Annotated in this window: 13 protein-coding genes; 7 read left to right on the forward strand and 6 right to left on the reverse strand. The window is 76.0% G+C overall.

Going from position 1 to position 10001, the window contains the following annotated elements; all coding sequences use genetic code 11:
* Positions 1 to 85 precede the first annotated feature (85 nt).
* Both ACI78Z_RS11630 and ACI78Z_RS11635 read left to right on the forward strand, forming a co-directional pair.
* Entirely contained in the window at positions 86 to 598 is a 513-nt protein-coding gene (locus tag ACI78Z_RS11630; protein ID WP_457036693.1) for a VOC family protein, read from the forward strand.
* Between the two features lie 23 nt (positions 599 to 621).
* Positions 622 to 1173, forward strand: a complete 552-nt coding sequence (locus ACI78Z_RS11635) for a GNAT family N-acetyltransferase (protein WP_457036694.1) — start codon at positions 622 to 624, stop codon at positions 1171 to 1173.
* Positions 1174 to 1249: 76 nt separating this feature from the next.
* On the opposite strand, the gene ACI78Z_RS11640 is transcribed toward ACI78Z_RS11635, so the two are convergent.
* The 3 genes from ACI78Z_RS11640 to ACI78Z_RS11650 are packed head-to-tail and all read right to left on the reverse strand — an operon-like array spanning position 1250 to position 3200.
* Entirely contained in the window at positions 1250 to 1942 is a 693-nt protein-coding gene (locus ACI78Z_RS11640) for an alpha/beta fold hydrolase (RefSeq protein WP_457036695.1), read from the reverse strand.
* Positions 1939 to 2148: a hypothetical protein gene (locus tag ACI78Z_RS11645; RefSeq protein ID WP_457036696.1), complete on the reverse strand. Its 210-nt coding sequence runs from the start codon at positions 2146 to 2148 to the stop codon at positions 1939 to 1941. The genes ACI78Z_RS11640 and ACI78Z_RS11645 overlap by 4 nt, the downstream gene beginning before the upstream one ends.
* Before the next feature lie 35 nt (positions 2149 to 2183).
* Entirely contained in the window at positions 2184 to 3200 is a 1017-nt protein-coding gene (locus ACI78Z_RS11650) for an NADP-dependent oxidoreductase (protein ID WP_457036697.1), read from the reverse strand.
* Between the two features lie 67 nt (positions 3201 to 3267).
* Between ACI78Z_RS11650 and msrA the strand changes: the two genes are divergently transcribed.
* The 4 genes from msrA to ACI78Z_RS11670 all read left to right on the forward strand — a co-directional run bounded on the left by msrA (position 3268) and on the right by ACI78Z_RS11670 (position 7505).
* The gene (gene msrA, locus ACI78Z_RS11655; protein WP_457036698.1) at positions 3268 to 3921 is read left to right on the forward strand and encodes a peptide-methionine (S)-S-oxide reductase MsrA; all 654 of its coding nucleotides are present in this window, start codon (positions 3268 to 3270) and stop codon (positions 3919 to 3921) included.
* 139 nt (positions 3922 to 4060) lie between these two features.
* On the forward strand, positions 4061 to 5185 hold the full coding sequence (locus ACI78Z_RS11660; RefSeq protein WP_457036699.1) for a class I SAM-dependent methyltransferase: 1125 nt from the start codon (positions 4061 to 4063) through the stop codon (positions 5183 to 5185).
* 159 nt (positions 5186 to 5344) lie between these two features.
* Positions 5345 to 6931 (forward strand): methyl-accepting chemotaxis protein, encoded by a 1587-nt coding sequence (locus tag ACI78Z_RS11665; protein ID WP_457036700.1) that lies wholly within the window; start codon positions 5345 to 5347, stop codon positions 6929 to 6931.
* Between the two features lie 70 nt (positions 6932 to 7001).
* Positions 7002 to 7505, forward strand: a complete 504-nt coding sequence (locus ACI78Z_RS11670; protein WP_457036701.1) for a hypothetical protein — start codon at positions 7002 to 7004, stop codon at positions 7503 to 7505.
* A gap of 52 nt (positions 7506 to 7557) precedes the next feature.
* On the opposite strand, the gene pucL is transcribed toward ACI78Z_RS11670, so the two are convergent.
* The 3 genes from pucL to uraD all read right to left on the reverse strand — a co-directional run bounded on the left by pucL (position 7558) and on the right by uraD (position 9336).
* Entirely contained in the window at positions 7558 to 8448 is an 891-nt protein-coding gene (gene pucL, locus ACI78Z_RS11675) for a factor-independent urate hydroxylase (protein ID WP_457036702.1), read from the reverse strand.
* 76 nt (positions 8449 to 8524) lie between these two features.
* On the reverse strand, positions 8525 to 8842 hold the full coding sequence (uraH, locus tag ACI78Z_RS11680) for a hydroxyisourate hydrolase (RefSeq protein WP_457036703.1): 318 nt from the start codon (positions 8840 to 8842) through the stop codon (positions 8525 to 8527).
* On the reverse strand, positions 8839 to 9336 hold the full coding sequence (gene uraD, locus ACI78Z_RS11685) for a 2-oxo-4-hydroxy-4-carboxy-5-ureidoimidazoline decarboxylase (RefSeq protein ID WP_457036704.1): 498 nt from the start codon (positions 9334 to 9336) through the stop codon (positions 8839 to 8841). The genes uraH and uraD overlap by 4 nt, the downstream gene beginning before the upstream one ends.
* Positions 9337 to 9401: 65 nt before the next feature.
* Between uraD and ACI78Z_RS11690 the strand changes: the two genes are divergently transcribed.
* The coding region (locus ACI78Z_RS11690; RefSeq protein WP_457036705.1) for a DUF6986 family protein at positions 9402 to 10001 on the forward strand (600 nt) is incomplete at its 3' end.

Raw genomic sequence — 10001 nt, forward strand, 5'->3', positions numbered from 1 at the left:
CCCGATTGGTCCGCGCAGATACTTGAAGTCTCAAGCAGGCGGACGCACACTGGACGCCGTCGTCCCCACCGCTCAGGAGTCCGCCGTGCCCGTCCAGCGCCTCAACCACGCCGTCCTCTACGTCCGCGACGTCGAGCGCAGCCTCGCCTTCTACCGGGACGTCCTCGGCTTCCGGGTGAAGACCGAGATCCCCGGCCGGGCGGTGTTCCTGCAGGCCGAGGGGTCGACCAACGACCACGACCTCGGGCTGTTCGCGATCGGCGCGGGCGCCGGCGCCTCCGAGGCCGGCCGCCGCACCGTCGGCCTCTACCACCTGGCCTGGGAGGTCGACACGCTCGCCGAGCTGGCCCGCGTGCGCGACGCGCTGCTGCAGGCCGGCGCCCTGGTCGGCGCCTCGGACCACGTCACCACCAAGGCCCTCTACGCGCAGGACCCCGACGGCCTGGAGTTCGAGGTCTCCTGGCTGCTGCCGGCCGCGCTGATCACCCCGGAGCTCACCGAGGGCGCCCCGATGACCGCTCCGCTGGACCTCGACCGCGAGCTCGCCCGCTACGGGGCGGACACCCGCGGCGGCGTGGGGGTCTCCGTCCCCGCCTGATCGTCCGGGGAGGATGGCTCCCCGTGGACCCGGTCGAGCTCGACGCCGGCGCGCTGCGCCTGCGGCCCTGGCGGGAGGACGACGCCGACGCCGTCGTCGCGGCGATGCAGGACCCGGTCATGCAGCTCTGGAACGGCCTGCCGGCCACGACCCGCCCGGACGCGCTGGCCTTCCTGCGCCGGCGCGGCGACTGGACCACCGGCGACCACGCCTCCTGGGCGGTCACCGACGTCCCGACCGGGGCACTGCTCGGCTCGGTGTCGCTGCACTCCATCGCCGTCGCCCAGGGCAACGCGCAGATCGGCTACTGGACCGTGCCCGCTGCCCGGGGGCGCGCGGTCGCCGTCCGGGCGGTGGACGCGGCCTGCCGGTGGGCCTTCGCGACCGTGCCGCTGGACCGGGTCGAGCTCTGCCACGCCGTCGAGAACACCGCCTCCGGGCGGGTCGCGGAGAAGGCCGGCTTCACCCTCGAGGGGCGGCTGCGCCGGTCGTTCCGCTACGGCGACGGGCTCAAGCACGACGAGCTGATCTGGAGCCGGCTGGCCGACGACCCCGCGCCCGATCTCAACTCCTAGCGACCCCCGGCGATCCCCGCGGAGATCGCCGGACGGGGACGGGGCAGCCCGCGCCCGACCTCACCAAGTGGGGCCACTAGAGCGTCGCGGCGAGCTCGCGGCTCTCCAGGGCCGCGCGCAGGTCGGCCCGCCACGGCGCCAGCCCGGTCCCGGCCAGGACGACGTCCCGCACGAAGGCGTGCCAGACCGGCGCCCGTCGCACCATGCTGTGCCCGCCGGCGATCGTGAACCGGGCGATGCGCGCGCCGGCCTGCTCGGCGCGGACGGCGAAGTCGGCCGACAGCGTCGCCGGCACCCACCGGTCGCCGCGGCCGTGCAGGATCGCGACCGTCTGCCCGCGCAGGTGGTCGACCGGCTCGCCCGGCGGGGTCCACGGGGCGAGCGCGCAGACGGCGCGGACCGACGGGTCGTCGCCGCCGCGCAGCACCGCGCGGCCGCCCATCGAGTGGCCGACCAGCACCACCGGGACGTCGGCCCCGTGGCGGCCCCGCACCTCGTCGAGCGCCCACCGGACGTCGGCGTGCGCGTCGGCCGCCACCCCGTTCCAGCCGGCGACCCGGTACCGCAGCACGTAGGTGCCCAGCCCGCGGTCGGCTGCCGAGGCGCGCACGAACTGCTCGATGGCCCGCATCCGCAGCAGCGACAGCGCCCGCTCCTTGGGAGGCTCGACGCTGGCCACGGTGCCGCCGTGGCAGAAGACGGCGAGCGCCCGGATCGGCCCGGACGCCGGCTGGTGCTCCAGGCCCGGGCGCCCGCCGCCGGTGGTCACCGGCGGCGGCGCCGGCGCCCGCCGCGGAGCGTCGCGCGGGCGCGGTCGCCGAGGTCGCCGGCCTTGTAGAGCGCACGCGTCACCTGGGTGGAGCCGGTGCGCCGCTCGAGGGCCCGCGCGGCCCGGCGCAGCAGGCCGGTGGCGAGGGGGACGACGACGGTCAGCAGCAGCCAGGTGCGCAACCGGCTGACGAGGAGGAACCACATGATCGCCAGTCTGGCCGAGGGAGCCCGCGGGGACCTCAGTCGGGGTCGGGGGCCAAGCGGACCACCATCTTCCCGACGTTGCCCCCGCGCAGCAGGTCCAGGAAGGCGGGCACCGCCGCCTCGATCCCCTCGCGCACGGTCTCCCGGACGACGAGGTCGCCCGAGCGCAGCCAGCCGGTGACCGTCTCGGTGAACTCCGGCCGCAGGTCGGCGTGGTCGCTGACGAGGAACCCGCGCAGCGTGAGCCGCTTGCCGACCATCAGGCTCATGTTGCGCGGCCCGGGCGGTGGGTCAACGGCGTTGTAGCCGGAGATGGAGCCGCACAGCGCGGCCCGCCCGTGCACCCGGAGCGCGCCGATTGCGGCCTCCAGGTGCTCGCCGCCGACGTTGTCGAAGAACAGGCCGATCCCGTCGGGCGCCGCCTCGGCCAGCCCCCGCGCCACCCCGTCGTGGTAGCTGAAGGCGGCGGAGAAGCCGAGCTCCCGCAGCCAGCCCACCTTCTCCGGCGACCCGGCGCTGCCGACCACGCTGCCGGCGCCGCGCAGCAGCGCGAACTGGCCGACCAGGCTGCCCACCGCGCCGGCGGCCCCGGAGACGAACACGTCGTCCCCCTCGCGGAAGGCGCCGACCCGGAACAGCCCGGCGTAGGCGGTCAGCCCCGGCATGCCGAGGACACCCAGGTACCAGGACGGCGCGACGTCCTCGTCCGCCGGCAGCCGGGTCACGGCGGTGGCGTCGAGGACGGCGGTCTCCCGCCAGGCGGCGTCGGTGAGGACCAGCGAGCCCTCCGGCAGCTCCGGCGCGCGGGCGGCGACCACCCGCCCGACGGCGCCGCCCTTCATCACCTCGCCCACCTCCCACGGCGGCGCGTAGGACGGGCCCGAGCGCATCCGCCCGCGCATGTACGGGTCGACCGACATCACGATCATGCGGACGACGACCTGCCCCTCGGCCGGCTCGGGGACCGGCACCTCCACCAGGCGGAAGTCCTCGGGGGTCGGCTCGCCGTGCGGCCGGGCCGCCAGGTGCCACTCGCGCGTCGTCGCAGCCATGCCCCGATCCTGCATCGGCCCTGCTCGCTCCGCCGGGCCTGTTGCGGACCCGGCCTACGCTCGGAGCATGTTCTTCTCCCGGTTCAAGACCCAGCCGGTGGCAGCGGAGGACGCGCTGCCGGGCCGCTCCGCGCCGTTGCCCCACATCCCGGAGCTGCACGCGGTCAACGGCAACCGCATCCAGCCGCCGTTCCCGGAGGGCATGCAGACCGCCGTCTTCGGGGCAGGGTGCTTCTGGGGCGTGGAGAAGGTCTTCTGGGAGCAGCCGGGGGTCTACTCCACCGCGGCCGGGTACGCCGGCGGCTACACGCCGAACCCGACCTACGAGGAGGTCTGCTCGGCGCAGACCGGCCACACCGAGGTCGTGCTGGTCGTCTTCGACCCGGCGGTGACCTCCTACGAGCAGCTGCTCAAGGTCTTCTGGGAGGACCACGACCCGACGCAGGGCATGCGCCAGGGCAACGACGTCGGCACGCAGTACCGTTCGGCGATCTACTACGCCTCGCCGGAGCAGGAGGCGGCCGCCCGCGCCAGCCGCGAGGCGTTCCAGCAGCGGCTGACCGCCGCCGGCTACGGCGAGATCACCACGGAGATCGCGCCGCTCGGCGACTTCTACTACGCCGAGGACTACCACCAGCAGTACCTGTACAAGGTCCCCAACGGCTACTGCCCGATCCACTCGACCGGCGTCTCCTGCCCGGTGGGCCTCTCCGGCGTCTGAAAGAGGACCACCCTCCCCCCACGCCTCATCGAAGGACCCCGTCCTCCCCACCCCCTCGCAGGCTCGGGGCGGGACCCGGGACGGGGCCGGCGGGCCCCTGGAGGGCGGCCGTTCCAGTACCTCGCGGGGAGGGAGTGCCGTGGCCGACCTCGGGCTCCTCGATCAGCTGCGGCGGGAGCCGGACGTCGAGGCGCCGGACCTGGTCGCCGTCGACGCGACCGACCGGCTGCTGCTCGACGAGGCGGCGGAGGCCCTCGCGGCGGCCGGCCCCGGGGAGGTCGCCGTCGTCGACGACTCCTACGGCGCGCTGACCCTGGGCGCGGTCGCCGCCGGCGCCCGCGACGTCCGGGTGCACCAGGACCTGCTGGTCGGCGAGCTGGCCCTGGCCCGCAACGCCGAGCGCACCGGGCTGACCGGCACGTTCCGATCGCTGCCGCTGGGTCCCGGGCTGGCGGACGGCGCCCGGCTCGTGCTGGCCAAGGCGCCGAAGTCGCTCGACGCGCTGCGCGAGCTCACCGAGGTGGTCGCCGCGTCGGCCGCGTCCGGCGTCACCCTGCTGGTCGGCGGGCGGGTCAAGCACATGACGCACGCGATGAACGACGTCCTGGGCCTCGGGTTCACCGACGTGCACGCGACGCCGGCCCGGCAGAAGTCGCGGGTGCTGGTCGCCCGCGGGCCCCGGCCGGGGGGAACGTCGTCCTTCCCGCGCCGGCAGCAGCACCCCGACCTGGGGCTCACCGTCTGCGCCCACGGCGCCGCGTTCGCCGGCACGAAGGTGGACGCCGGCACACGGGCCCTGCTGGCCGCGCTGCCCCGGATGGCCCCGGATGCCCGGACGGCGCTGGACCTCGGCTGCGGCACCGGCGTGCTGGCCACCGCGCTCGCCCTCGCCCGCCCGGAGCTGACCGTGCTGGCGAGCGACCAGTCCGCGGCGGCGGTGGCCTCGGCAGCCGGGACCGCGGCGGCCAACGGGGTCGCCGACCGGGTCGAGGTGGTGCGGGACGACGCGGCGTCGTCCGTGCCCGACGCCGGCGTCGACCTCGTCGTCTGCAACCCGCCCTTCCACGTCGGCGCGGCCGTGGTGACCGGCGCGGCCGACCGGCTGTTCGCCGCGGCGGGGCGGGTGCTGCGGCCCGGCGGTGAGCTGTGGTGCGTCTACAACAACCGGCTGCCGCACCGGACCGCGCTGCGCCGGCTGGTCGGTCCCACGCAGGTCGCCGCGTCCGACCGGCACTTCACCGTGACGGTCTCCACCCGGCGGTGAGCCGGCCCCGGCGACCGGCCCGCGGAGCCGACCGGCATTCCGGTACGAGAAAGTCCATGAACCGGGAGCGGTTCCGCTGTAGCCGCCCCGGGCCCCCGCCGATCAGGGTGCCAACGGTGCGCACCTCCGCGCCGATCGCCCTGGCTCCGGGAGTGCCCGATGGCGCGCAACCTCTGGTCCGACCGTCCCCTCGGCGCGAAGCTGGCGGCCCTCGTCGTCGCCGGCGCCGTCCTCCTGGCCGTCTTCGCGGCGATCGCCGTGCGGGCCCTCGACAGCACCGGGGACACCGCCGACGAGCTGCTGGCCAGCGCCGAGGTCACCGAGGACGTGCTGGTGGCCGACATGGTGCACGACGCCGTCCGCGGCGACGTGCTGCAGGCGCTGGTCAGCGGCGGGCAGGGCGAGCTCTACCGGGGCGCGGTCGCCGACCTGGCCGAGCACGACCGCACCCTCCGCGACCTCCTCACCGAGATCGTCGGGGACGACCTGAGCCCGGAGGTCGCCGCCGCCGCGGAGGAGGTCACCCCCGCCGTCGACGCCTACCTCGTCGCCGCTCAGCAGATCGTGGCCACGGCCGGTCAGGACCCGGGAGCCGCGCGGACGGCCTATCCGGCCTTCGGGCAGGCCTTCTCGGCGCTCGAGGACGAGCTGCCCGTCCTGGGCGCCGCCGTGGCGGCGTTCGCGGAGGACGCGGTCGCGCACTCCGACGGCCAGCGCGCCACGGCGATCACCCTGGCGCTCACGGTCGCGGGAGCCGGGGTGCTCGTCCTGGCCGTGCTCGGCGTCCTGGTCACCCGCTCGGTCGTGCGGCCGCTGCGGCGGGTCGGTGCGGTGCTGACCGGCCTGGCCGACGGCGACCTGCGCGGCTCCACCGGTGTGACCAGCCGCGACGAGGTGGGCCGGATCGCCGCCGCGCTGGAGACCTCGATGGCGAACATGCGCGCGGTCCTCACCACGATCGGCGACACGTCGTCGACCCTGGCCTCGGCGACCGAGGAGCTGTCCGCGACCGCCCAGGACATGACCCGGCTGGCCGACGAGTCCTGCGTGCAGAGCGGGGTCGTCGCCGACGCGGCCGGCCAGGTGTCGGTCAACGTCCGGACGGTGGCGGCCGGCGCGGAGGAGATGGGCGTCTCCATCCGGGAGATCGCCCGGAACGCCGGCGAGGTCGCCCGGGTCGCCGGTCAGGCGGTGCAGGTCGCCGACGCCACCAACGCGACGGTCGCCAGGCTGGGGGAGTCCTCGCTGGAGATCGCCGGCGTGGTCAAGACCATCACCGCGATCGCCGAGCAGACCAACCTGCTCGCCCTCAACGCCACCATCGAGGCGGCGCGGGCCGGCGAGGCGGGGAAGGGCTTCGCCGTCGTGGCGGGCGAGGTCAAGGAGCTGGCCCAGGAGACCGCCAGGGCGACCCAGGACATCACCGCGCGGGTCGAGGCCATCCAGGGTGACACCGAGGGCGCGGTCCGGGCGATCGGCGAGATCTCGCAGGTCATCGGGCTCATCAACGACTCGCAGGCCACCATCGCCGCCGCCGTCGAGGAGCAGACCGCGACCACGACCGAGATGAACCGCAACGTCGCCGAGGCCGCGCACTCGGCCGGGCGGATCGCCGAGAACATCACCTCGGTCGCCGGTGCGGCGGGCGCCACGACCCGCGCCATGACCGACGCGCGGACGGCGATGGACGAGGTGGCCCGGATGGCCTCGGCGCTCAGCGCGTCGGTGCAGCGCTTCCGCTACTGACGTCCCTGCGGCCGACGGTGCCAGCACCACAGGTCTGGGCAGCGGGCGGGACGCCGGGCACTCTGGCCGCATGACGACCCGGAGCACCCTGCCGCCCGCCGTCCGCAGGGTGCTGCCCTGGCTGCTGCGCTGGTGGACGCTGCAGGCCGTGCTCGCCGTAGCCGGCCGGATGGTCGCCCGGCGGAAGAACGAGGGGGACGACAGCACCGCGGGCATCCGCCGGGTGGTCGCGCTCGGTGGTGCGGAGCTGCGGCCGGTCAACCCCGAGCTGTCGCGGGTGCGGTTGGACGTGCTGATGGGCGCCGTCCGGCTCGACCTGACCGCGGTGCCCAAGGTGCCCGGCGGGGTGGACCTCACCGTGCGGGCGCTGATGGGCGGGGTGTCGGTGCGGGTGCCGGCCGGGTGGCACGTCTGGGAGAGCGTCCGCGGCGTGGGCGGGGTGGGCGTCGCCGAGGGCACCGACGTCCTGCACACCGACGACGAGCGGGGCGCCGACCTGCGCGTGCACGCCGACCTGCTGTTCGCCGGGGTCGGCATCGAACGGGTGCCGCAGGACGACAGCTGGGGCCGCTGACCCGGGGCCGCTCCCCGGTGCGTGCACGAAGCACGTCGCGTCGGCCCGCAGCTCAGCAGGAGCCCGGCGTCGCCGGCCAGGCGACCTCCGCGGGCGGGACGTCGTCGCGCAGCACGGTCCCCTCGATGAGCCCGTAGGGGCGGTCGTCCGCGTGGTAGACGACGTCGGGGTTGTCCAGCCCGAACGCCGAGAGGTCCTGCAGGAAGTGGTGCCTGTTCGGCAGGGACAGCCGCACCTCCGCGACATCGGGGCAGCGCTCGAGCACCGCCTCGCCCATCGCGTACAGCGTCTGCTGCAACGCCAGCGAGTGCGTGCCGGCGAACGTCTCGAGCAGCGTCGTCCGGACGACGTCGTACGCCGCGTCCCAGTCGAGGTCGGCGCCCGTGTAGCGCCAACGGGCGGTGACCGCGGTGGCCAGGATGCGCTCGCGGGTCTCGGCCAGCGTCGTGTAGCGGTCGCGCGGGAAGCCCCGGAACTCCGAGCCGGTTGTCTTGAGGACGACGAGGTCGCGCAGCCCGGCGAGCACGTGCGCGTGGCCGCCGTCCACCGTGACCACCGCCGTCCGCACCTCGCCGCCGTCTCGGCGGAACGCGTGGTCGTGCGGCTGCCCGCCGACGGCGATCCGCTGCCAGCCGTACGAGTCGACCGCGACCCGGGCGCCGCTGATCCACGGGTAGGCGCCGGCGAAGTAGCGGGCCAGCCGGAGGGCGAACGCCTCCGGGGAGCCGACGCCGTCGCGGGCGAAGGCGAAGACGGTGTTCTTCTGCGTGTCGGTGGCCAGCACGTGGGCGTTGTCGCCGGCGGTGTGCGCGGCGGTGAAGTCCCCGCGCAGGCTGCTGCTGACGTTGAGGTCGACCAGGGTGTGCCGCGGGCTGCTGCGGTCCACCGCGACCACGCGGACCTCCGCCTTGCCGTACTGGTTCGCGCCGAGCCGGATCGCCATGCGCCGCACTGTTGCAGAAGGACCCCCTGCAGGGGCGCACCGCGCGCGAGTTCGCGGTGGGCCCCTGCAGGGGCCGTCAGGAGCCGCGGTAGGTGGAGTACGCGAAGGGTGCCAGCAGCAGCGGCACGTGGTGGTGCTCGGCCGGCTCGCGGACGTCGAAGGCGAGCACCACCTCGGGGTAGAAGGTGTCCCGGCCCTGGTCGGCGAACCAGGAGCCGGTCGAGAACACCAGCCGGAGGGTGCCCGCCGCGGTCGCCCCCTCGGCCAGCCGGCAGCGGCCGTCGGCGTCGGTGACCCCCTCGGCGACCAGCTCCTCCTCGGCGAACAGCCGCACCACCATGCCCATCGCCGGCCGCCCGAGTCCTGCGTCCAGCACGTGCGTCGACACGCTCACGACACCAGCTCCCGCACCCGCAGCGCGGTGATCTCGGCCAGCTGGGCGGTCACCTCGGCGCGCTCGGTCTCCTCGTCGTTGCCCAGCCGGCGGCGCAGCTCGGCGAGCAGCTCCTCGGGCGAGCGGCCCGCGGCTCGGATCAGGAACACCCGGCCGAAGCGCTCCTCGTACTGGCGGTTGCCCGCGGCCAGCGCGGCCCGCGTCGCGTCGTCGGCCGAGCCCACCGCGCGCTGCTCCCGGCGGGAGGCCTCCGCCTCGGGCGAGGAGCCCTCCGGCCGGTCGCCGATCCGCGGGTGGACGGCGATCGCCAGCTCGACCTCCTCCCACGGCAGCCCGCGGACGACCTCCTCGGCGCGGGCCACCAGCGCCTCGACGTCCGGATAGGGCCGGCCGGCCACGACCCCTGCGGCGAACCGTGGTGCGGCGTTGCACGCCCGCAGCGCTTGGACGGCGCGGTCGGCGGGCTCGGCGTTGAGGTCGTCGAGGCTGGCCATGCGACGAGGATGGCAGCCCTCCCCGGCGATTTCCGCGGAAACCGCCGGGGTGGCAGGGTCGACGGATGCCGCTGCCGGAGGACGTCTACGCCGAGCTCGACCGCCGGCTGGCCCCCGTCGACGCCGCCCGCGCAGCCGCCTTCCCGGGCGAGCGGACGACGCGGCAGCCGGTGCACACCTGCTACGTGCCCGCGGACGCCGTCGTCCCCGGCCTGGCCGCCGCCTGGGGCGCCGCCGCGCTGGCCGCCCTCGACGAGCACGGCCTGCCCGACCTCGGGTACGACGGCGACCTGCTCGAGCAGGTGCTGCCGCGGGTGCGCGCCAAGCTCGCGACCGAGCCGGTCGAGGACCTGCGGGTCGACGCCGAGGACGGCTACCGCGGCCCGCCCGAGCGGGAGGACGACGACGTCCTGCGCGCCGCCGCGGCCGTGGCCGCCGACCTCGCCGCGGGTGGGGCCCCGCCGTCGGTCGGCATCCGGGCGAAGTCCCTCGAGGGCCCCACCCGCCGTCGCGGCGTCCGCACCCTCGACCTCTTCCTCGGCGGGGGGGGGGGGGGGGGGGGGGGGGGGGGGGGGGGGGGGGGGGGGGGGGGGGGGGGGGGGGGGGGGGGGGGGGGGGGGGGGGGGGGGGGGGGGGGGGGGGGGGGGGGGGGGGGGGGGGGGGGG

It is taken from the genome of Geodermatophilus sp. SYSU D01176 (assembly GCF_054050015.1).

What these genes read in the sequence shown, in the direction of transcription:
- ACI78Z_RS11645 (WP_457036696.1), bottom strand. Translation starts at nt 2,148, where the DNA reads ATGTGGTTCCTCCTCGTCAGCCGGTTGCGCACCTGGCTGCTGCTGACC.
- ACI78Z_RS11650 (WP_457036697.1), bottom strand. Translation starts at nt 3,200, where the DNA reads ATGGCTGCGACGACGCGCGAGTGGCACCTGGCGGCCCGGCCGCACGGC.
- msrA (WP_457036698.1), top strand. Translation starts at nt 3,268, where the DNA reads ATGTTCTTCTCCCGGTTCAAGACCCAGCCGGTGGCAGCGGAGGACGCG.
- ACI78Z_RS11665 (WP_457036700.1), top strand. Translation starts at nt 5,345, where the DNA reads ATGGCGCGCAACCTCTGGTCCGACCGTCCCCTCGGCGCGAAGCTGGCG.
- ACI78Z_RS11670 (WP_457036701.1), top strand. Translation starts at nt 7,002, where the DNA reads ATGACGACCCGGAGCACCCTGCCGCCCGCCGTCCGCAGGGTGCTGCCC.
- pucL (WP_457036702.1), bottom strand. Translation starts at nt 8,448, where the DNA reads ATGGCGATCCGGCTCGGCGCGAACCAGTACGGCAAGGCGGAGGTCCGC.
- uraD (WP_457036704.1), bottom strand. Translation starts at nt 9,336, where the DNA reads ATGGCCAGCCTCGACGACCTCAACGCCGAGCCCGCCGACCGCGCCGTC.